Origin of the sequence: Noviherbaspirillum humi (assembly GCF_900188095.1) — a bacterium.
In the GTDB taxonomy this organism is placed as follows: Bacteria; Pseudomonadota; Gammaproteobacteria; order Burkholderiales; family Burkholderiaceae_D; genus Noviherbaspirillum; species Noviherbaspirillum humi.
Genome location: NZ_FZOT01000001.1, coordinates 78,665 through 100,524 on the forward strand (window position 1 = coordinate 78,665; position 21,860 = coordinate 100,524).

At 64.3% G+C, this 21,860-nt stretch carries 19 protein-coding genes; 6 read left to right on the top strand and 13 right to left on the bottom strand.

Features of this window, described 5'->3' with window-relative positions:
• Positions 1-16 precede the first annotated feature (16 nt).
• The 5 genes from CHB88_RS00410 to CHB88_RS00430 form a co-directional block, all read right to left on the bottom strand.
• Positions 17-685 carry an SDR family oxidoreductase gene (locus CHB88_RS00410; RefSeq protein ID WP_089397323.1) on the bottom strand — a complete coding sequence of 223 codons (669 nt, stop codon included), beginning with the start codon at positions 683-685 and terminating at the stop codon, positions 17-19.
• A 21-nt stretch (positions 686-706) separates the two neighbouring features.
• Positions 707-1,885, bottom strand: coding sequence for an acetyl-CoA C-acetyltransferase (locus CHB88_RS00415; protein WP_089397324.1), 1,179 nt, complete (start codon positions 1,883-1,885; stop codon positions 707-709).
• A gap of 14 nt (positions 1,886-1,899) precedes the next feature.
• Positions 1,900-3,687: a bifunctional isocitrate dehydrogenase kinase/phosphatase gene (gene aceK, locus CHB88_RS00420; protein ID WP_089397836.1), complete on the bottom strand. Its 1,788-nt coding sequence runs from the start codon at positions 3,685-3,687 to the stop codon at positions 1,900-1,902.
• 107 nt (positions 3,688-3,794) lie between these two features.
• On the bottom strand, positions 3,795-4,979 hold the full coding sequence (locus CHB88_RS00425; protein WP_089397325.1) for an isovaleryl-CoA dehydrogenase: 1,185 nt from the start codon (positions 4,977-4,979) through the stop codon (positions 3,795-3,797).
• 146 nt (positions 4,980-5,125) lie between these two features.
• Positions 5,126-5,596 (bottom strand): MerR family transcriptional regulator, encoded by a 471-nt coding sequence (locus tag CHB88_RS00430; protein WP_089397326.1) that lies wholly within the window; start codon positions 5,594-5,596, stop codon positions 5,126-5,128.
• Positions 5,597-5,748: 152 nt separating this feature from the next.
• On the opposite strand from CHB88_RS00430, the gene CHB88_RS00435 reads away from it, so the two are divergent.
• A complete protein-coding gene (locus CHB88_RS00435; protein WP_089397327.1) occupies positions 5,749-6,813 on the top strand; it encodes an MBL fold metallo-hydrolase in 1,065 nt (354 codons plus the stop codon).
• Between the two features lie 320 nt (positions 6,814-7,133).
• Complete coding sequence (locus CHB88_RS00440; RefSeq protein WP_089397328.1) at positions 7,134-7,541, top strand: hypothetical protein; 408 nt, start codon at positions 7,134-7,136, stop codon at positions 7,539-7,541.
• A gap of 9 nt (positions 7,542-7,550) precedes the next feature.
• Here the strand turns inward: CHB88_RS00440 and CHB88_RS00445 are convergent, their stop codons facing one another.
• From CHB88_RS00445 to CHB88_RS00455, 3 genes are all read right to left on the bottom strand, one after another.
• A complete protein-coding gene (locus CHB88_RS00445; protein WP_089397329.1) occupies positions 7,551-8,348 on the bottom strand; it encodes a helical backbone metal receptor in 798 nt (265 codons plus the stop codon).
• The gene (locus CHB88_RS00450) at positions 8,345-9,130 is read right to left on the bottom strand and encodes an SDR family oxidoreductase (RefSeq protein ID WP_089397330.1); all 786 of its coding nucleotides are present in this window, start codon (positions 9,128-9,130) and stop codon (positions 8,345-8,347) included. The genes CHB88_RS00445 and CHB88_RS00450 overlap by 4 nt, the downstream gene beginning before the upstream one ends.
• A gap of 221 nt (positions 9,131-9,351) precedes the next feature.
• Positions 9,352-9,837 carry a GNAT family N-acetyltransferase gene (locus CHB88_RS00455; protein ID WP_089397331.1) on the bottom strand — a complete coding sequence of 162 codons (486 nt, stop codon included), beginning with the start codon at positions 9,835-9,837 and terminating at the stop codon, positions 9,352-9,354.
• A gap of 325 nt (positions 9,838-10,162) precedes the next feature.
• Between CHB88_RS00455 and CHB88_RS00460 the strand changes: the two genes are divergently transcribed.
• The 3 genes from CHB88_RS00460 to CHB88_RS00470 all read left to right on the top strand — a co-directional run bounded on the left by CHB88_RS00460 (position 10,163) and on the right by CHB88_RS00470 (position 12,667).
• Positions 10,163-10,909 carry a class II aldolase/adducin family protein gene (locus CHB88_RS00460; protein ID WP_089397332.1) on the top strand — a complete coding sequence of 249 codons (747 nt, stop codon included), beginning with the start codon at positions 10,163-10,165 and terminating at the stop codon, positions 10,907-10,909.
• Positions 10,910-11,333: 424 nt separating this feature from the next.
• Complete coding sequence (locus CHB88_RS25965) at positions 11,334-11,591, top strand: anti-sigma factor domain-containing protein (protein ID WP_089397333.1); 258 nt, start codon at positions 11,334-11,336, stop codon at positions 11,589-11,591.
• A 71-nt stretch (positions 11,592-11,662) separates the two neighbouring features.
• On the top strand, positions 11,663-12,667 hold the full coding sequence (locus tag CHB88_RS00470) for a catalase family peroxidase (RefSeq protein WP_089397334.1): 1,005 nt from the start codon (positions 11,663-11,665) through the stop codon (positions 12,665-12,667).
• A 410-nt stretch (positions 12,668-13,077) separates the two neighbouring features.
• Here CHB88_RS00470 and CHB88_RS00475 read toward each other — a convergent pair whose 3' ends face one another.
• From CHB88_RS00475 to CHB88_RS00495, 5 genes are all read right to left on the bottom strand, one after another.
• Positions 13,078-13,785, bottom strand: a complete 708-nt coding sequence (locus CHB88_RS00475; protein ID WP_089397335.1) for a thiol:disulfide interchange protein DsbA/DsbL — start codon at positions 13,783-13,785, stop codon at positions 13,078-13,080.
• Between the two features lie 85 nt (positions 13,786-13,870).
• Positions 13,871-14,584: an SPOR domain-containing protein gene (locus CHB88_RS00480; protein WP_089397336.1), complete on the bottom strand. Its 714-nt coding sequence runs from the start codon at positions 14,582-14,584 to the stop codon at positions 13,871-13,873.
• Positions 14,585-14,594: 10 nt separating this feature from the next.
• Positions 14,595-16,328: an arginine--tRNA ligase gene (gene argS / locus CHB88_RS00485; RefSeq protein WP_089397337.1), complete on the bottom strand. Its 1,734-nt coding sequence runs from the start codon at positions 16,326-16,328 to the stop codon at positions 14,595-14,597.
• Positions 16,329-16,453: 125 nt separating this feature from the next.
• A complete protein-coding gene (locus tag CHB88_RS00490) occupies positions 16,454-16,858 on the bottom strand; it encodes a gamma-glutamylcyclotransferase family protein (RefSeq protein ID WP_089397338.1) in 405 nt (134 codons plus the stop codon).
• A 36-nt stretch (positions 16,859-16,894) separates the two neighbouring features.
• Positions 16,895-19,171, bottom strand: coding sequence for a S8 family peptidase (locus CHB88_RS00495; RefSeq protein WP_176442272.1), 2,277 nt, complete (start codon positions 19,169-19,171; stop codon positions 16,895-16,897).
• A gap of 585 nt (positions 19,172-19,756) precedes the next feature.
• Here CHB88_RS00495 and CHB88_RS00510 point away from each other — a divergent pair.
• Positions 19,757-21,808, top strand: coding sequence for a N,N-dimethylformamidase beta subunit family domain-containing protein (locus tag CHB88_RS00510; RefSeq protein ID WP_176442266.1), 2,052 nt, complete (start codon positions 19,757-19,759; stop codon positions 21,806-21,808).
• Positions 21,809-21,860 lie beyond the last annotated feature (52 nt).

Sequence of the window (21,860 nt, forward strand, 5' to 3'; positions counted from 1 at the left end):
TCTCCCTTTTTTATCTTCACCAAGGCAGCGCGCCGCCGCCGTGGCTGCGGAAGCTGCCGCTGTCGCGCGGCCCCAGGCCATCGAGGACCTTCAGCATGCCGGACACGCTCTGCTCCACGCCGATGCTGGCGTTGGGCCCGCCCATGTCGGTTCGCACCCAGCCCGGATCGAGCGCGACGAAGATGGCGCCGGGATAATCGAGCGATGCCGACTTCACCGCCATGTTCAGCGCCGCCTTGGAAGCGCGGTAGATCCAGCCATCGCTGCCATGGGCGCCTTCGATGCTGCCCATGCCGCTGCTGAGGAAGCCGAACTTCCCTTGCGCCGCCTGCACCATCGGCGCGACCAGCGGAATGGCCTGCATCACGCCGAGGACGTTGGCATGCATCACCGTGTCGAAATCCTGGCGGGTGGGCGGCGTGCCGGCGCCGCTGTCCGGACCGTAGACGCCGGCCACGTAGAGCGCGAGGTCGAGTTCCTCGCCGTCGAGCTGCCAGCCGAGGCCGGCCAGCGACTCCGGCACGGCGACGTCGAGCTTGAGCGCATGGGCGCCCTCGGCGCGCAGCGACGCCAGCGCCGCATCGTCGCGGGCGGTGGCATGGACCTTCCAGCCCCGGGACAGCAGCTGGCGGACGAACTCGCGGCCGATGCCGCGCGAAGCGCCGAGGATGAGTGCGGTAGGCATGATGGCGATCTTCCGGGAGGCTTACACCATCTCGATCGCCACCGCCGTGCCCTCGCCGCCGCCGATGCACAGCGACGCCACGCCGCGCTTGCCGCCGCGCTGCCTCAGCGCGCCGAGCAGTGTCACGATGATGCGGGCGCCGGACGCGCCGATCGGATGGCCAAGGGCGCAGGCGCCGCCGTGGACGTTGATGCGCGCATGCGGGATGTCGAGCTCGCGCATGGCGGCCATCGGCACTGCGGCGAAGGCTTCGTTGATCTCGAACAGATCGACGTCGGCGGTGCGCCAGCCGGTCTTGGCATACAGCTTCTGGATCGCGCCCACCGGCGCGGTGGTGAACCAGTTCGGCTCCTGCGCATGGGTGGCGTGGGCCAGCAGCCGGGCGATCGGCGTGCAGCCGAGCTTTTTCGCGGTGGATTCGCGCATCAGCACCAGGGCGGCGGCGCCGTCGTTGATCGAGGAGGAAGAGGCGGCGGTGATGGTGCCGTCCTTCCTGAACGCCGGCTTCAGCGCGGGAATCTTCTCCGGCTTGGCCTTGAGCGGACCTTCATCCTTGCTCACCACCAGGTCGCCGCCGCGCCCGGAAACGGTCACCGGCGCGATTTCCCAGTCGAAGCCGCCGGCGGCGGCGGCCTGCGCCCGCTTCACCGATTCGATGGCGTAGGCATCCTGCTCTTCGCGGCTGAAGCCGTACTTGGCGGCGCAATCCTCGGCGAAGGTGCCCATGGAGCGGCCCTTCTCGTACGCATCCTCCAGTCCGTCGAGCATCATGTGGTCGTACATCATGGCGTGGCCGATGCGGTAGCCGCCGCGCGCCTTCGGGATGAGGTAAGGGGCATTGGTCATCGACTCCATGCCGCCGGCGATCACCACCTCGCTGCTGCCGGCAAGGATGGCATCGTGCGCCATCATCGCCGCCTTCATCGCCGAGCCGCACATCTTCGACAGCGTGACCGCGCCCGCCGACACCGGAATGCCGGCGCGGATGGCGGCCTGGCGCGCCGGCGCCTGGCCCTGGCCGGCCATCAGGCAATTGCCGAACAGGACTTCTTCCACATGAGACGGCTCCAGGTTGGCGCGCTCCACCGCCGCGCGGATGGCGACCGCGCCCAGTTCATGCGCGGCGAGCGAGGCAAAATCGCCCTGGAAGGCGCCCATCGGTGTGCGGGCGGCGCCGACGATGACTACGGGATCGTTCATGATGTGTCTCCGGTTCAGGCCGCCTGCGCGGCGGCCGGGGGTTTCTGATGGAAGCGCAGTTCCTCCGGATAGGGGAACACATCCTGGATGTGTCCGTCGAGGATGCGCTGCTTGGCGTTCTGCCAGAACTCCGGCGTCAGGAGCTCGGCATGGTACTTCAGGAAAGCCTGGCGCACGTCCGGGTTGCCGAGCAGGAAGGCGCCGAACTGCTCGGGGAAGACATCATTCTTCGCCACCGGATACCAGGGCTCGCTCGCCATCTCGTCTTCCTCGTTGCGCGGTTCCGGAATCCGGCGGAAATTGCAGTCGGTGATGTACTCGATCTCGTCGTAGTCGTAGAACACCACCCGGCCGTTGCGGGTGACGCCGAAGTTCTTGTACAGCATGTCGCCGGGAAAGATGTTCGCCTTCACCAGGTCGCGGATGGCGTTGCCGTACTCGCGCACGCCATGCTCCAGCGCCGCCGAGTCGCCGCGCCGCTGCGCATCGGACAGCCACAGGTTCAGCGGGATCATGCGGCGCTCGATGTACAGGTGCCGGATGACGATCTCGTCGCCGTCCTCCTCGATGATGGAGGGCGCCACCTGCTTCAGCTCCGCCAGCAGCGCATCGGAAAAGCGGGCTCGGGGAAAGGCGACGTTGGAGTACTCCAGGGTATCGGCCATGCGGCCGACGCGGTCGTGATACTTCACCAGCAGGTATTTTTCCTTCACCAGCGCGCGCGTGGTTTCCTTCGGCGCCGGGATATGGTCCTTGATCGCCTTGAACACATAGGGGAAGGATGGCAGGGCGAACACCGCCATCACCAGCCCGCGGATGCCGGGCGCCGCCTCGAAGCAGTCGGAGGAATGATTCAGGTGATGCAGGAAGTCGCGGTAGAAGGCGGCCTTGCCCAGCTTCTGCAGGCCGAGGATGGTGTAGATCTCGCTGCGCGGCTTGCCCGGCAGGATGGAGGACAGGAAGGTGACGTAGGCCGACGGCACCTCCATGTCCACCATGAAGTAGGCGCGGGTGAAGGAAAACAGCGTGATGATGAGCGCCGGATCGAACAGCACCGTGTCCAGCACCAGCTCGCCCTTGCGGTTGTAGAGGATGGGCACGACGAAGGGATAGACATGGATGCCGTTGATGCCCCGGCCCACGACGTAGGCGCCCTTGTTCCGGTAGAACAGGCTGGCCAGCACGTGAATCTGGTGGTTGGGTTCCACTTGCTCGCCGAGCAAGGCGGCCAGCCGGCTTTCGACGAAGCCGATGTCGCGGTCGAGGTTGGCGAACGGCGCCTGCAGCCGGAAGTTGGTGATGATGCGCTTCAGGGCGAAGCGCAGCCCGTCCTTGGCCGGATAGTAGACGCGGTAGGTCGGCTCGCCCTCCACCGGCTCGATGTAGTCGGTGGACACCGCCGGCCGCACGAAGATGAAATCGTTGTGGAAGTAGGTGCGGTGCAGGATCTTGCAGCACACCGAATTGAAGAAGGTTTCCGCCAGTTCCGGCTGCTTGTGGTTGATCAGCAGGCCGATGTAATGCAGCTTCACCTCGCGCCAGACGTCGTCGTTCAGCTCGCCCGGTTCGTATTCATCCTCCAGCAGTTGCACGCATTCCGCCACCCGCTTGTCGTAGAAGGCGATGCGTTCGCGCGCTTTCTCCTGCGCCGTCTTCCAGTCGCGCGCAGCGAAGTAGCGGCGCGCATCCTGGCTGGCGGCGCGGAACAGGCGGTAATGCTTGTCGAAGCCGTCGAGGATGGCGCGCGCCAGGTCGAAGGCGATCTGCGAGCGCAGCAGCTTGGGAAAGGGCGTGGATGACATGGCGTGGGCGGCTCGGCTCGATTCGGCGCGGCATCCCGCCAAGGGAAGCGCGCGCGTCATGGCGTCACGTTCTCCAGTTTAAGCAGTTGCGGCGCATCCGGCAGGACTCAACGGGTTTCGGCAAACAGCTCGCGGCCGATCAGCATGCGCCGGATCTCGCTCGTTCCGGCGCCGATCTCGTACAGCTTGGCATCGCGCCACAGGCGCCCCACCGGATACTCGTTGATGTAGCCGTTGCCGCCCAGCGCCTGGATCGCTTCGCCCGCCATCCACGTCGCCTTTTCCGCCGAGTACAGGATCGCCCCGGCCGCATCCTTGCGCAGCGCCCGGATCGCTTCCGGCGTCTTCGCCCGGTCGCAGGCCTGGCCCACTGCATACACATACGCCTTGCAGGCCATCATGGTCGAATACATGTCCGCCAGCTTGCCCTGCATCAGCTGGAACTCGCCGATCGGCTGGCCGAACTGCTTCCTGTCATGCACATACGGCACCACCACATCCATGCACGCCTGCATGATGCCCAGCGGCCCGCCCGACAGCACCGCCCGCTCGAAGTCCAGCCCCGACATCAGCACGTTCACCCCCTTGCCGAGTCCGCCGAGCACGTTCTCCGCCGGCACCTCGCAATCCTGGAACACCAGCTCGCCGGTATGGGAGCCGCGCATGCCGAGCTTGTCGAGCTTCTGCGCTACCGAGAAGCCTTTATAGCCCTTCTCAACCAGGAAGGCGGTCATGCCGCGCGGGCCGGCTTCGATGTCGTTCTTGGCGTAGACTACCAGCACGTCGGCGTCGGGGCCGTTGGTGATCCACATCTTGGTGCCGTTGAGCACCCAGCGGTCGCCCTTGAAGTCGGCGCGCAGCTTCATGCTGACCACGTCGGAGCCGGCATTGGGCTCCGACATCGCCAGCGCACCGACGTACTCGCCGGAAATCAGCTTCGGCAGGTATTTCTGCTTCTGTTCCTCGGTGCCATTGCGCTTGATCTGGTTGACGCACAGGTTGGAATGGGCGCCGTAGGACAGGCCGACCGAGGCCGAAGCGCGCGAGATTTCCTCCATGGCCACGATATGAGCGAGGTAGCCCATGTCGGTGCCGCCGTACGCCTCGCCGACGGTGATGCCGAGCAGGCCGAGTTCGCCCATCTTTTTCCACAGGTCCATGGGGAACTGGTCGGTACGGTCGATCTCGGCGGCGCGCGGCGCGATTTCCGCCCGGGCGAACTGCTGGATGGTCTCGCGCAGGGCGGCGATGTCGTCGCCATGGTCAAAGGTCAGGCCGGGCAGGTGGAGCATGTCTTCCTCGCGTCAGAATCGTTGGATGGTGCGGACTGCGGGCTGTTGCGAATCGGCTCCGGAAGCCGGACGCCGTGCCGGAAAATGATAGCGTCAATTGACGTTAACGTAAACGTAACTTCGCCGCCGCTTGACGCGCTTCGAAATCAGGCGGCGTCCTTGATCGGCTTGCTTTCCCTGGCGGGCTTTTCCGGCTTGCGCTTCGCCGCCGTCTTGCGCGCCGGCTTCGCTTCGCCGCCGTTGGCCGCCAGCAGGCGGCGGCACTCGGCCTCATGCGCCCCGATTTCGGCCAGCGTCACTTCCAGGTCCTCGCGCTGGCGTTCCAGCGTTTCCCTGTGCTGGGCCAGCACCTGCATGAAGCGCTTCAACTGGGCGCTCGTGTCCTTGGGCGATTCGTACATGTCGACCAGGCTCTTGATCTCCATCAGGCTCAGGCCGAGGCGCTTGCCGCGCAGGGTGAGCTTGAGCCGGGTGCGCTCGCGCGCGCCGTAGACGCGGACCCGGCCGCCGGCGCCTTCGCGCTTCGGGCTGAGCAGGCCCTGGTCTTCATAAAAGCGGATGGCGCGCGGCGTGATGTCGAATTCCCGAGCCAGTTCGGTGATGGTGTAGGTCGGCATGGTCGGCGGCGATGAGCAAGGATTGCGTTTAGAATGGAGGCTTCCGCAGTTAACGTAAACGTCAACCTTGGCCTATTGTAGCGCGTGCGCCGCGAATGTGAACCCTCCGGCGCGGCCTTGGCATCCCTTCCCTTCCCGCTTTTTCCGACACGATGAATCCGCTCGAATCCCAGCTCGATTACGCCTTCGGCGACACGATTCCCGCGCCCGGCGCCGTCCACCAGGTGGCGCCCGGCATCCATTGGCTGCGCATGGGCCTGCCCTTCGCCCTCGACCATATCAACCTGTGGCTGATCCGCGATGCGATCGATGACGGCAATGGCCTGCGTCAGGGCTGGACGGTGGTCGACTGCGGCATCGCCAACGACGCCACCCGCGCCGCGTGGGAGCAGGTATTCGCCTCGGCCCTGGACGGCCTGCCCATCCTGCGGGTGATCGTCACCCACTGCCACCCCGACCATGTCGGCCTGGCCGACTGGTTGTGCCAGCGCTGGCAGGCGCCGCTGTGGATGACCGCCGGCGAATTCGGCTTCGCCCGCATGATGTCGGCCGCCCTGCCCGGCGTCGACGGCACCGCCATGCTGCCGCACTTCCAGCGCCACGGCCTGACCGATCCCGCCATGCTGGAGCAGCTGAGCGGCCGGCGCAGCTATTACCCGACGCTGGTGCCGTCGGTGCCGCAGGCTTACCGCCGCCTGCAGGACGGCGACCGGCTGCGCATCGGCGCGCACGACTGGCAGGTCATCACCGGCTTCGGCCATTCGCCGGAGCACATGGCGCTGTACTGCGAAGCGCAGCAGCTGCTTATCTCCGGCGACATGGTGCTGCCGCGCATTTCCACCAATGTCTCGGTGTTCGCGGTGGAGCCGGAAGCCAATCCAGTCCAGCTTTATCTCGACTCGCTGCAAAAGTATGCGCCGCTGCCGGCCGCTACCCTGGTGTTGCCGGCGCACGGCAAGCCCTTCCGCGGCCTGCATACCCGCATCGGGCAGCTGCAGGCGCATCACCGCGAGCGGCTGGCGGAAGTCCTGGCCGTCTGCGCCGAACCGCAGAGCGCCGCCGACATCGTGCCTGTCATGTTCCGCCGGCCGCTCGACGCGCATCAGCTCACCTTCGCCCTTGGCGAGGCGCTGGCCCACCTGCATAAGCTCTGGTTCGACGGCGCGCTGCGGCGGGAACTGAATGCGGATGGCATCGTGCGCTTCAAGGCGGCCTAGTACCGCTGACAGTCGGTGCGACAGCCGGTTTCAGCCGCTGCCCGAGCCTGTCCGTACAGGAAGGTTCCTCGCTCACATGGCCAAAATAGGGCGCGGATTGACATTGCTCAAACCGGATTCCGAGTAAGTGTTTATTTCCCTCAATTTGACTAAGAATACCTAATAGAAGGAATTCAAGGAGTATCCATCCCGCGAACGCGATCCCGCGCCGGCAAACTCCCTTCCATCCGTTCGTTTCCCGGCCATTGACGCTTGGTTCACAAAAGGTTTTATCGGGGAACGACTGACTATCACAATAGGAAATGGAATAGTGCCGGGCAATGAATCCATCCACAGAACGAGAAAGCTTTAGCGAGCGCCTGCAGCAAGCACTGCGGAATGCTGGCTATTCTGCAGAAAGCCCGACCCAGCTGGCGCGCGAATTCAACCTCCGCTTCGACGGGCGTCCCATCACCGTGCATGCGGCGCGCAAATGGCTGGTGGGCGAAGCGATCCCTACGCAGGAGAAGCTGCGCATCCTGGCCCACTGGCTGACGGTGCCGGCAGACTGGCTGCGCTTCGGCGGCACCGAATTCGAACCGAGCGAAATTCCGGCCAGCACGCGCTCGCCGCTGGTCTCGGCCGACCTCAAGCTGCTGTCCGAGTTCCAGCGCCTGGATGAACATCATCAGAACCTGGCGCGGGAATTCCTGCGCATGCTGATCCGCATCAGCCCGAAAAAACAGTAGCGCCCTTCCCTATCGCGCTTCCAGCGCCAGGTTCTGCAGATAAGCCAGTCCCTGAATGGCGCGGCTGCCGTACCACGAGAGCATCTCCCCATCCACCAGCAGGACCGGACTGCCCACCTGCCGCTCCAGCGCATCGACATGTTCCTCGGTGAAGCGGTAGGGTTCGGTGGACAGCAGCACCATATCGATCTCGCGCGCCAGCGCATCCGACCATTCGAAGCGCGGATAGCGCTCCGGCGACGGCGCCTGCCAGCAGGTCCAGCCGATCAGCGCCAGCATGCGCGCGATATAGGTGTCGGCCGATACCGTCATCCACGGATCCTTCCAGATGCAGTACAGCACCCTTTGTGCCGGGCGCGGCGGCAGCGCCTGCAAGGCCGCGAGCGAACGCTCGAAGGCGGCGCATAGCGCTTCGGCGCGGCTGGCAGCGCCGAAGATGCCGCCCAGCAGCCGATACAAACCGGGATTGTCCTGCGGCGCCAGCGGGTGGGTGACGATGATGTGCGGGATGAAGCGCGCCAGTTCCTCCACCGTCGGCTTTTCGTTTTCATCGATGTTCACCACCAGATGGGTTGGGGCCAGGCGCCGGATCTTGTCGATGTTCACGGCCTTGGTGCCGCCAACCTTCGGAATGGCGGCGACCACGTCCGCCGGGTGGATGCAGAAGCCGGTGCGGCCGACCAGCCACGGCGCCAGGCCGAGGTCGCACAGCAGCTCGGTGATCGAGGGCACCAGGCTGACGATGCGCGGCTGCTCCCCCGGGGCTACGGCGACGTGGACCGTGCCTATCGCATCGATCAGCGTCATGGTCGCTTCTGCCTCGGCTTGTGCGGCGCCCTGGCGAACAGCAGGTCGTACAGCGCATTCGGCAGCAGGCGCAGCAGCTTGGCCACCACGCCCATCTGCCACGGGATGACGCGGTAGCCGACGCCGGCATCGATGGCGGCCACGGCGCGGGCGGCGAACTTCTCCGGCGCCATCAGGAAGGGCATGGGATAGGGATTGCCGCGGGTCATGGGCGTATCGATGTAGCCGGGCGCGATGGTCACCACCTTCACGCCGCTGGCGCGGCACTCCAGCCGCAGCGATTCGCAGTAGGCGATCACCGCCGCCTTGGAGGCGCTGTAGGCGCCGGCGCCGGGCAAGCCGCGAATGCCGGCGACGCTGCCGATGCCGACCAGCCGGCAGTCCCGGTTGCCGGCCGCCGCCTGCCGCTGCATCGCCGCGATGAAGGGCGTGAAGGTGGCCACGGTTGCGGCGACATTGGTGGCGAACACCCGCTCGAATACCGGCAGGTCTTCCGCATGCGCCGTCAGGGTGCCGACCGAGATGCCGGCATTGGCGATCACCACCTCCACCCCGCCTTCGCGGCGCAGGAAGTCGGCGGCCGCCTCGGCCAGGGCCGCATGGTCGGTGACGTCGAGCGCATAGCGGTGGTGGCGCTGCGCATTCGGCAGGCCGGCGATCAGCGCGTCCAATGCTTCGCCGCGACGCGCCGCCAGGCCGAGGATGGCTCCCTGCCGGGCATATTCGCGCGCCAGCGCCGCGCCGAGCCCGCTGGAGGCGCCGGTGATGAAGACGCGCTTCATGATGGATAGTTTGCAAACATGGCTGCCAAGTATAGGCGATGGGCTAGCACAACATGCTGGATACGAAGTCCCTGATCTGTATTGTTTGGGACTTGATTAGACAGGCTGTGTCAAATTGCGAACTTCCGAGTTCGACCCGAAGCGGAAGTTGGCTTCGCTCAAAGTAACCCTCAGCAGTTCTCTTCAATGGTTGGGCTCATTTTGAAATGAGCGCGGCTGAGTCATGTACCCATATCTCGTTTCAGATGCTTGGTCATTGGTATGCCCGCCATACCAAAGGCAATGACTGACGGACCAATCACTTCAAATCCATTCCTTAGATAGAACGGTCGCGCCGTAAGTGTACTGGTCAGATGGAGTGTCTGAATGCCGCGTTTCACAGCCAGTCGCTCAAGTGAGCGAAGCATTGCCCGACCGGTGCCAGTGAAGCGAACTTCGGGAAGCACATAACAAAGCATAACCTCGCCCGACGTCGAACACGCCGCGAAACCCGCTACCTGGCCGCTTGCGACCGCGACTATACAAAACAGATATCCGTTCGACAGCCACCCTCGAACAGTCTCCGGAGTCTTATTTCGGACCCATGCAGCGATAATTCCAGAATCATCCTGATGGTCTTCACTACAGCACTCCGTGATCGAGCGGTTAAGCACTTGGCTGGCGGCAAAAGCGTCATCTTCAACCGCAGGGCGGATTTCGATCTGCATGTTTATCCTCACTATTTTCTGGAGATTGTACTCCCCGCGAAAGGCTGCTTTTGGCCGATAGTAGCCCTGCCCCGTCGACGACTATCGACCCGAAGCGGTCACCCAACCGGGTCATCTGGACTACGCTAGCCGCTCACGATCTGTTCCGACTCTTTGAAACAGCGTTCTTCCATACGGTGATACAGTGGAACCTGCTACCCAAGAAGCTTTCAGGCTGAGAATTCGTACGTCGGCCCGAACAGCCCCAATCGGTTTCGCCCCCTGATTGGCCGGGCCGATGACGTACATGCCTTAATTTGACGTTGCATGAGCAAGGACTGTTCGAATGAATCACGAAAACGATAAGGTTTGGCGCGTCCGGGTCCAGTTGGCAGCCGCGAACCGTCTGGCTGTGTACGACGACCTGGAAGAAGGCATCGACAACCACTTCACAGCGCGCGTTCCGGGCAAGGAAGATCGGTATCTGGTACTCCCGTTCGGCCGGCACTGGTCCGAAGCAAAGGCGAGCGACTTGATCGTGTTCAACGAAGCCGGCGATGTCCTCGAAGGAGATGGAACGCTGGAACTCAGCGCGCTGAGCATTCACGCTCCTCTTCACCGAATCACCGGTGCGAATGTGGTCCTGCACACTCATCAGACTTGGGCGCTGGCGCTGAACATGATGGAAGACAACCGCCTACTTCCCGGGAGTCAGACCGCCGCTTTCCTCACGCCGCACATCGCTTATGACGACGGCTACGCAGGCCTAGCTGCCTCGCTGAGCGAAGGCGAACGACTTGCTGCCATTCTGGGCACCAAGCAAATCCTTTTCATGAAAAATCACGGCGTTCTCGTGATCGGAGAAACCATCGCGCAGGCTTACCGCCGGCTGTACAAGCTAGAGCGCGTCTGCCGCGCGCAAATTCTGGCAATGTCTACCGGCCGGCCGCTAGCGCTACTTGACGAGGCCACCGTGGAGAAGGTGAGCCGACCAAATCCGCGCAACAGTCATTCGCAGGAAGAGCGCGAAATGCTCTATTTCGCGGCCATGATGCGGGTGTTGGATCGCGAGATGCCCGGCTATGCGGATTGACGCCATAAGTCAGGCAATTGGCCGTGGTTAGCCGATTTGTCTTGCTGCAGACGCTCACTCCGGCGACCGAGCGTTAAGCCATGCACAAGGTCGACTCGTCCACAATTGGAACGCTGATCGTTGATCTAATCGAAAGAGGATTGCTGCACATGAGAGGTGTGGCCATGGCTTGGATATCGTTGCCGGCTTCGGCACTCAACCATCGGTGCCATTTCTGGCCAACAACGATGAATGCTCTCCACCACAAGGATCTACCTGCATCCACTGGCGACGCACGGCATTGGCAATCTCTGGAGGAACCCCGCACGGATTGGACAAGAGTAGCTTGCGCTATCGAGCAACGGCGACCATCCGCTTTTGGCCGTGAGTTGCCCTACCCACCGGCTCAGAACGACTCCAAGCTGCCTGTTATCATTCGCAACGTGTGGTCGGCTCAGTACATGCCGCCGCCGATCGCAGCCTGGAACGGTGGACGGAATCGGTGCGAGGTGCACCGCGGTTGCTTGGCCTAATCAATGCGAATGGCCCGGTCACTATCCGCCAGCCGCTGCAGGTCACGCTACAGACCATGCCAGTGTTTACCGTGAGCTTGGAGCCCAAAGGCGGCACACCGACTCCACGGGCGCCGAGTGGACGGGTATATAAGGGCGCTTGGGTGCGAGTTCAGTACTACACCAAATAGTTGAATCCGTTTGAAGCACAGCAACGTATAAGTAAGTGCAATCCGCAAACAACTTACTAAAAGGAGTAGCCGTGAGAAAGCTTGCTGCCACATTTACCCTCTGCACTGCCTTCGTCTCATCGGCCTACGCCGCTGAGACCGTGACTTCACCCGATCCGACGAAGCTAGTCGATGCCTTTGAGGCAGCCAATGGCAAATTCGACGGCTATCGTCGCTCAGGCGCCAAGGGTATCTGCGCAATGGGCGAGTTTGTAGGCAACGCCGAAGGCCGCGCCTTGTCTGTTGCCTCGGCGTTCAGCGGGCAGAAGATACCGGTAATCGTGCGCTTTTCCGTCGGCGGCGCGAATCCGAAAGCGGCCGACAACACTAAGAGCCAGCGCAACATGGCGCTTCAATTCAATCTGCCCGGCGGTGAGTCTTGGCAAATGGGTAACATATCTGCTCCGATCTTCGGCGCTTCGTCACCGGCGCAATTGCTCGGCCGCCTTGAGTCATTGACTCCGGACCCGATTACGAAGGCTCCGAATCCAGAGAAAGTAAAAGCGTTCGCCGAAGCCAACCCTGAGGTGCTTTTGCAGAGCAAATATTTCGCAAGCCAACCGGTACCTGCCAGCTTTGCCACCGTGAATTACTGGGGCGTGCACGGGTTCGCCTTTGTCAACGCAAAGGGCGACAAGCAATTCGGAAAATGGATTTTCGAACCAATTGGTGGCGTACAGGGACTGAGCGACGAGGAAGCCAAAGCTAAAGGATCAAGCTTTTTGTTCGAAGATCTGCGCCAACGTGTCAAGGACGGTAAGGTCGCATTTAACTTCAACCTTGAAATGGCCCAACCAAGCGATCAGTTGAACAATGCAACAGTGCCGTTGCCGGAAGGCCGACGAAAAGTCACCTTGGGCACGCTGAAGGTAATATCAGTTTCCGATGACTCTGGCGGCCCTTGCCTTAATATCACGTTTGTGCCGACGGTCCTGCCGAAGGGAGTGGAGGCGTCGGACGATCCAATGCTCGCCGCCCGCGCAGCGCCATATGCGGTGGGGCTTGGTCGCCGCTTGACGGAAGGGTCGAAGCAGTAAGACCTGTCCCGTTCAGAACGGTTGCCCGATGTGCTCACGACGTCATCCTCATGGACCGAAGACTAGTCAGCACTTCGCAACACAGAGACGGCAAAACTAGGCATATCGTTCTGGTTTCGCGGGTGCCGGATTTGCCGCCTCTAGGTCTGCTTATGGCCGAACCCGGAAGTTCGACTAGTTTTAAGACCCGACAAAACTGACAGGCGTTTATGGCGGTGCGGAGGAAAACGATCTCGTCGCCATAAAAACCAGGCAGTCGCCGTATTTCTTGGCGTGGTTTGATTCTTCGATTAGACAAAGTCTCGAACCTGCGCAATTCGCTGCCTCAACCATTTCAATCTTCAAACAGCGCGAAAGAAAAAGCCCGCGCCATCCAGGCCGCGGGCTTTTCGTTCAATCCAGCGAGACGATTACTTCTTCTTCGCCGGCTCGGCAGCGGCTGAACCGCCTTTTTCCTTCGCCGCCTGGGCCACCAGCGCATCCATCACCTGCAGCGTGGCCGCATGCAGCTGCGGCTCCGGCGCGTTGCGCATGCTGGTGCCGACGATGGAGGGCGAGGTGATGTAGCGGCCGTCGATGGCGATCAGCGGCACGCCGTCGACCTGGTAAGCGGCCTGCAGCTGAGTCGCGCGGCGGGCCTTGCTCTGGATGCCGAAGGAGTTGTAGGTCTCGGCGAACTTCTGCTTGTCGATGCCGGGCTGCTGGCCGATCCAGTTTATGATCGAGGCTTCCGTGTCGAGCGGATGGCGGTCGGCATGGATGGTGCGGAAGACCTTGGCATGCAGTTCATCGAGCTTGCCCATCGCTTCCAGCGTGTAGTACAGGCGCTGCTGCGGCACGAAGGATTCGCGGAATGCCACCGGCACGCGCTTGAAGACGATCTTGTCGGCGTGCTTCTTCACCCAGTCGTTGAGCGAGGGATCGAGCGCATTGCAGTGCGGGCAGGAGTACCAGAAGAATTCGGTGACTTCCACCTTGCCGGCGGGCGCGTCGGTCTGCTGCGCCTTGTCCAGGACGCGGTAGTCGACGCCGCTCTGCGGATTGGAGGGAGAAGCGCCGGCGCCCAGGGCCAGCAGGCTCAGGCTGGCGGCGGCGACAAGTTTGTGCAGAAGACGCATGGGTTTCCTTTCTTGAAATTGGCGTGCCATTGCGCAAACGGGGTTGCGCTCCTGGCACGCTCGCTATTATGAAACCGTTCCCGGCTTATTGCTTGGCGATCCTCACCACGGCGACATCGACGCCGTTGTCGGACAGCTTGGAGCGCACCTTGCTCATCGACTCCATCTGGGCGAAGGGGCCGACGCGCACGCGGTACAGCGTGCCGTTCTCCGCCTGGCGCTCGGTGATGCGGGCTTCGACGCCCATCAGCGCCAGCTTGGCGCGGGTGTTCTCGGCGTCGGTCTGATCGCGGAAGGCGCCGGCCTGCAGGTAGTAGGTCCACTTGTTGTCTTCGGCGTCGAGGCGGGCGATCGCATCCTTGGTCTCCGCCTTGCCGTCCGCGCGTTTGCCCTTGTCGGCACCGGGCTCGCCCGGCTGTGCCTGGCTGTCGGCGCGCTTTTCCGGCTTGGCCGGCGGCGGCAGCGGTTCCGGCGCGGGCATGGCTACCGGCGGCTGGGCCGGCGCGGCTTCCGGCTTCTGGCCGTCGCGTTCGGCCATGGCGCGGGCCGCATCCCTGGCGGCATTGCGATTGCCGTACAGCGCCTTGTTCGGATCGGCGGCGGGCGCGGCCGGGGCATCCGGACGGTCGGGACGGGCGACCTTGTTGGTGAAGGGCATCGGCGTTTTGGTGATCATCATCGCCACGGCGAGGGCGATGCCCAGGCCGATCACCAGGCCGATGATGATGCCGAGGATGGTGCCGCCGCGCTGGCGCCCGGCGCCGACGCGTCCACCCTGCCTGTTAAATGCGGTGTTCATGCTGTTTCGCTCACATCCTTGCCGGCGCCGAAACGCCGATGAGTGCCAGGCCATTGCGCAACACCTGGCGTGTTGCGCACATCAGCGCCAGACGCGCCATCTTCACTGACGCATCGTCGACCAGCACCCGCTCGGCATTGTAGTAACCGTGCAGCTCGCCGGCCAGGTCGCGCAGATAGAAAGCTACCTGATGCGGGCCGAGCTCGTCGAGGGCTTTCTGCAGCATTTCCGGGTATTCGGCCAGTTTCGCCAGCAGCGCCGCCTCGCGCGGCGTGGTCAGTGGCGACAAATCCACACCGGCGACGCTGGCGGGGTCACCGCCCCATTGCGCCAGCACCGAACAGATGCGGGCATGGGCGTACTGCACGTAGTACACCGGGTTCTCGTCGGATTGCGCCAGCGCCAGATCGACGTCGAACACGAACTCGGTATCGGCCTTGCGCGAGATGAGGAAGAAGCGTACCGCGTCGCGGCCGCGGGTCAGGTCGCGGCTGCCGTCCTCGTTCACCGCGTCGCCCGACGACCATTCGATCAGGTCGCGCACGGTGACGTAGGAGCCGGCGCGCTTGGAGATCTTCACCTCCTCGCCGTTCTTCATCACGGTGACCATCTTGTGCAGCACGTAGTCGGGGAAGCCCTGCGGGATGCCGAGGCCGACCGCCTGCAGGCCGGCGCGCACGCGGGCGATGGTGCCGTGGTGGTCGCTGCCCTGCACGTTGATGGCCTTGGCATAGCCGCGCTGCCACTTGGTGATGTGATAGGCCACGTCCGGCACGAAGTAGGTATAGGTGCCGTCCGACTTCTTCATCACCCGGTCCTTGTCGTCGCCGTACTCGGTGGTGCGCAGCCAGAGCGCGCCATCCTGCTCGTAGGTCTTGCCGGCGGCGACCAGCGCCTCGACGGCGGCGGTCACCTTGCCCTCGGTGTAGAGGGAAGATTCGAGGTAATAGTTGTCGAACTTCACGCCAAAGGCCTGCAGGTCGAGGTCCTGCTCATGGCGCAGGTAGGTAACGGCGAAGCGGCGAATGGAGTCGATGTCCTCGACGTCGCCGCTGGCGGCGACCGGCGCGCCGTCGCTGGCGGAGACGGTCTTCTTCGCCAGGAAGTCGGCGGCGATGTCGGCGATGTAGTCGCCGTTGTAGGCCGCTTCCGGCCAGCCGGCCTCGCCCGGCTTCAGGCCGCGGGCGCGCGCCTGGACCGAGATCGCCAGGTTGCCGATCTGGACGCCGGCATCGTTGTAGTAGAACTCGCGGGTGACGTCGTAGCCCTGCGCCTCCAGGAGCGACGACAGCGCGTCGCCGAGGGCGCCCTGGCGGCCGTGGCCGACGTGCAGCGGGCCGGTCGGGTTGGCGGAGACGAACTCCACCATCACCTTCTTGCCGGTGCCGCCGTTGCCGCGGCCGAAGGCGTCGCCGTCCTGCAGCACCGCATGCACCACCGCCTGGCGGGCGGCGGCGCTGACGCGCAGGTTGATGAAGCCGGGGCCGGCGATGTCGATGGATTCGATCAGGCCGGCGCGCTCCGGGTTGGCCATGACGGCGGCGACGATGGCCTGCGCCACTTCGCGCGGATTCTTCTTCAGCGGCTTGGCGATCTGCATCGCGATGTTGCAGGCGATGTCGCCGTGTGAGGGATCGCGCGGTCGCTCCAGCCCGACGGCGGGCTGCAGGCCGGAGCCTTCGATGATGGGGGCGAGCGCGGCCTGGAACAGGCCGGTGATCTTCTGTTTTTGTGAAGCGAGCATGGGAGGGATGGTGCGGACGCGGGCCCGCGAGCGTTTTCCGGGAAAACCGCGATTATACCGGCACCGACCGTGCGCAAGCCGCTTCCGCCCTGCCCTCGGCCCGTCCCGGCCGGCTTGTCAGGATGTCATTCCGACAGCCGTTCGCGGCAGTAGGTGGCGAGGAAGCGCTCCATGCGGAAGGCTTCCGGCAGCCAGGGATCGCCGGTCAGATCGGCGCCATTGAGAAACAGATACGTCGCGGCGCTGTAGGTCTTGCCGTCGGCGGTGGTCACCGTCACCTGGTCGCGCCGGTAGGCATTACCTTCGAAAGCGTCGAGCGCTGCCACATCGTCCGCCGACACATCGAAGTAGAGCAGGCCGGCCACGCTGGCGCCGGCCTGCGGCACCACGCCGGGGTAGGTTTCGTCGCGCACGGCGTAGCGCGCATGGTCGGCCAGCACGGCCGCCGCGCTGGCGTAGCGGCCGCGCACCACCCGGCGCCAGACCGGGTCGAACATCAGGGAACCGTAGGTGAAGATTGCGAGGGACATGCGTGCAATTGAAATTGGCTCAGTGTAAAGCCAATTTCAAAACTGCCGGCTGTAGCGCGCCGCCACCAGCTGCTCCGCCGGCGCGCCGGCGATGTTGTCCGGATCGCGGCGCAGGATATAGCTGAAGCCTGCCGAGGCATCGCGCCCGACCGGCATCTGGTAATACATCTCGGTGCGCAGTTCGCGGCCGGTCGGCACCATCGACAGCTGCAGGTTGTCGCGCACCGCCTTCCCGCTGTCGGTCAGGCCGGACCAGACATTGAGCGTCATGCTGCCGGCATAGGTGCGCATCGGCTGGGACACGGCGACGCTGAAGCGGTCGCCGCGGCGCAGATTGTCGGCGGCCACCAGCGCCAGCGAGAAGGCATTGGTGCGGGTGCCGCTGAGGGCGGTGATCAGGCTGGCATTGTTGTAGCCGCCCGGCGTGTAACCGTAGGATGCCTGTCCGGCCAGCGCCAGCTTCGGCGCCAGCAGGTAGGCGCCGGCCACCTGCATCGCGGTGGTGACGCCGGTGGCGCCGAAATTTAGCGCCCCGAAGGACTGCGCGCCGAGCCAGGCATTCGCCTCCCGAGTCTGGGAGAAGGAGACCGACATCGCCGCATTGCCGAAGGCGCGCGAGACTTCCACCAGGTTGGCATTGGCCTTGGGCAGGCTGTTCCAGGCATTGGTGGGCAGCGTGGGCAGGTAGGGTCCTTCCTGCGAGCCCAGGGTGCCGTTGAGGCGCGAGCTGAGCACGCCGAACTTCACCTTGACGCCGCCGAAGTCGTGGGCAATGGCGCCATGCGAGGCGCCGGCCACCAGCGAGAAATACGGATGGGCCAGGGCCGGCACGCTGCCCAGGCCGAGGTCAGCCGCCATGGGCAGACCGCCGATGCCGAAATATTGGGCGGCGAAGCCGCCGGCGCCGAGCGCCACCTCATTGCCGCCGGCCCATTGCGATACCAGCGCGTAGCCCGACAGGCGGCGCGCATGGGGCGCATCGTCGAAACGCAGCGGATTGCCGATGGCCGGCAGGCGGTTGTCGAAGGCGGCCAGCAGGCGGGTGCGGCCCAGCACCTGCTCGGTCACCTCCAGCCGGCTGTCCATGCTGCCGAACACCTGGCTGACCGACAGCGGCACCGGCTGGACAACGTTGGCGCCGAGATCGACGTTGAAGCTGCGGCTGTAGCTGTCGAGGCCGATGACGCGCAGACTGCCGGACGCGGCCAGGCTCCATAGCTTGCTGGTGGCGGCCGACGGCCGCAGTGCGCTGCCGAGCACGTTGACGGTGCGGCCGTTGAAGGTGGTGGTGGTGACGGCGCCTACCGGCTGCAGCGCGCGCGCCAGGTTCAGCAGGCCGCGGCCGTAGACGGCATCGATGCCGGGGTCGCCGAGGTCGGTGGCGGTGATGAACAGGATGTCGGCGATCTGGTCGGCGCGCAGCGTCGGCCAGAGCTGCTTGAGCAGCGCGGCGGCGGCGCTGACCACCGGGGTGGCCATCGAGGTGCCGCTCATGTAAGCGTACTGGTTGTTCAGATAGCTCGAGTAGATGGCTACGCCGGGCGCCACCAGGTACCAGGCAGCCGTATCGCCGGCCCGGTTGGAAAAGGAGGCGATGCGGTTGCTGGCGTCGACCGCGCCGACGGCGATGATCTGGTTGTTGGCCCAGCCTTCCTTGGCGAAGCGCGCCGGCCAGTCGGGATTGGCGGCGCCGTCGTTGCCGGCGGCGGCCACGATCAGCATGCCGGCCTGCACCGCCTGCTGCATGGCGGACGAGTTGTAGACGCCGGTGGCGCCGAGGCTGAAGTTGGCGATGGCGGCCTTGCCGATCGCGTAGCGCAAGCCGGTATCGAGGTAGTTGGTGGAGCCGTTGCCGTTGTCCGACAGGACCTTGATCGGCAGCAGGCGAGCGTCGTAAGCGACGCCGAAGATGCCGGAGCCGTCGCGGCCCGCCGCCAGGATGCCGGCGACATGGGTGCCATGGCCGGCGCGGTCGATGACATCGGTGCCGCCGTTGATGGCGTTGTAGCCGGCCATCAGCTTGCCGGCCTCGGAGAATTCGCGGTTGCCGGCGCTGATGCCGGTATCCATGACCGCCACGGTCACGCCGCGCCCGGTGATGCCGCGGCTGTAGGCGGCATCGGCATTGATCTGGCTGGTCGTGCCGAGAGAATTGGTGCGCTCGGCATCGGTGGCACCGGAAGCGGGGAAATAAGTCTGCGCAGGAACGATACTCACCTCCGGCAAGCGCAGGTTTTCATCGGCATGGGCGGCGAACGCCGCGGCCAGCGCAATCGCCATGGCGCCGCGCCGGAACAACTTGGGGGAAGACATCGTTTGCCTTTTCTCCGCTGACTCTGGATGGGAAAAAGGGCCCGCTACGCCGGATGATGGCGGCCCGCGGTTCGGCATCGACCCATGGCGCGGGTCGTCGCTACAGAACTTGAGGCGCTGCGTTCCCGCCTTTGACGGGTTTGCCCTTGCATACGGTGCTATTGTGCAATGTTGTTTCCGCTGCGCAAAACATTTGCTTACACGTCGTCACGCTCGTGGTTGGGGTGCGACATAAAAATGATGGAGTGCCAACAGTGCTTAATAAATAGGCACTCAAACCGTGATCGAAGTGAAAACGATGTTGGCAGCGCGATCACGGATGACATGAGATCGGGGGTCGCCGGCGTTACGGTCATGCGCCAGCCTCCGGGCTTCACTGCCTTTCTTCCCCAGCGCCGAAGGTGAGATGGCGCAATAGGCATCTTGATTCTCTTCAATCGTCCGGCTGACACCGATGGTTACATTAATTGACAAATTAATAATCATCGGGGTGGAGAAATGAAGCGAGTGCACGGAAAAGGGGTGTCGGGACTGGCGTGGGTGCTCATCAGCGGCCTGACGGCATGCGGCGGCGGAGACGGGAACATGGCTGGTTCAAGCGGCGCTATGGGCGACACTGCCTCAGGCGGCGCTGCCAATGGCGTGCAGCGGGCGGAAACCTATGTGGAAACCTGGGTGAAGTGTGCCGACGAAGAAGGCATCTGCAATTTCGCAGGCACGACCCAGGTTCGCTACGGCTTGAACGGCACCTATGCCACCCGTACTGTCAGCGCCAGCATCGGCTGCAACAACACCGTTTTTGGCGACCCGCTACCGGGTGCCGACAAGATCTGTGAGTACCAGGTGCTCACTCCGACGCCGACGCCGACGCCGACGCCGACACCGACACCGACACCGACACCGACACCGACACCAACGCCGACGCCGACGCCAACGCCGACGCCGACGCCAACGCCAACGCCAACGCCGACAGTCACCTGGACCCAGTGCGCGGTGGAAGATGGCACCTGTGCCTTCACCGGCACGCGCGACGTGCGCTACGGTTTGAGCGGCCGCTATGCCACCCGCACCGCCACTGGCAGCATCGGCTGCAACAACGCGGTGTTCGGCGATCCCTATCCCGGCGCCGACAAGATATGCGAGTACGCGAGCACGACACCAACGCCAACACCAACACCAACACCGACTCCAACGCCAACGCCAACGCCGACGCCAACGCCGACGCCGACGCCAACACCCGGCCAAAACGTCATCCAGCGCGAAAACGCAAAAACCGCCGCCCAGGGCGTGAGCACCGGCTGGATCATCGCCGATGCAAACTATGCGAGCGCCAACCAGATCGAGGGCTATGCCTCGGCCACCAGCGTCAACCGCGGCGAGTCGATCAGCCTGTATGTGAACACGATCGATCCCAGCTACACCATCACCGTCTACCGCATGGGCTGGTACGGCGGCGCCGGCGGCCGGCAAGTGGCGGGGCCGATCACTCGCACCGGCCGGCGGCAGGCGAGCTGCGCGCTGGACAGCAGCGTGCGCCTGGTGGAGTGCGACTGGACCGATCCCTATGTGCTGGCCATACCGAACAACACGGCCGACCCGACCGACTGGGCCAGCGGCATCTATCTCGCCAAGCTCACTGGCTCCAGCGGCAAGCAGAGCTACATCATCTTCACCGTGCGCGACGATTCGCGCGGTTCGGCGCTGTTGTTCCAGCAGAGCGTGACCACCTACGCCGCCTACAATAACTGGGGCGGCTACGACTTTTACGACAGCGACAGCGTGGGCGGCAGGCCGGCCTACAAGCTTTCCTTCAACCGGCCCTACAGCAACCCGCAACGCCCGAGCAACGGCAAGGGTGCCGGTGACTTCTTTTCCTGGGAAGCCAAGGCGCTACGCTTCGTCGAGCGCGATGGCTACGACGTCACGTATGCCACCAATATCGATACCCATGTCAATCCGTCCGCGCTGCTGGGGCATCGCGGCTTCCTCTCCGTCGGGCATGACGAGTACTGGACCCGCGGCATGCGCGATGCGGTGGAAGGCGCGCGCAATGCCGGCGTCAGCCTCGCCTTCCTCGGCGCCAATGCCGCCTACTGGCAGGTGCGGCTGGAACCAAGCCGGACCGGCCAGGCCAACCGGACGGTGGTGGCCTACAAATACGATGCGCCAGCCCTCGACCCGCTTTTCAACAGCAGTCCGTCGGAGGCCACCTACCTGTTCCGCAACGCGCCGATCAACCGGCCGGAGGCGGCGCTGCTCGGCGTCATGTACGACTACAACTCGGTCGATCTCGACATGGTCATCTCGGATTGCACCAGCCTGGCGTGGATCTGCAGCAAAACCAGCCTGCAGGCTGGCTCGGTGCTGAGGGGCATGCTCGGCTACGAAGTGGACCGGGTGGCTGCGTCCTCGCCAGCGGGCATCACCATCATCGGCGCCTCGCCGTACAACGTCGGCGGCGAGCGGCGCTATTCGAACATGACCTACTACACCCATGGCAGCGGCGCCGGCGTGTTCGCCACGGGCTCGATGCAGTGGAACTGGGGGCTGGACGACTTCGGCGAATATCCGGACCGGGTGAATCCGGCCGTGCAGCAGATCACCCGCAACGTGCTGGACCGGTTCGCGGGGCGCTGATGAAGGCCGGCGCTTGAGGCGCCGGAGGGATGGCGGGAATGATGGTCGAGGC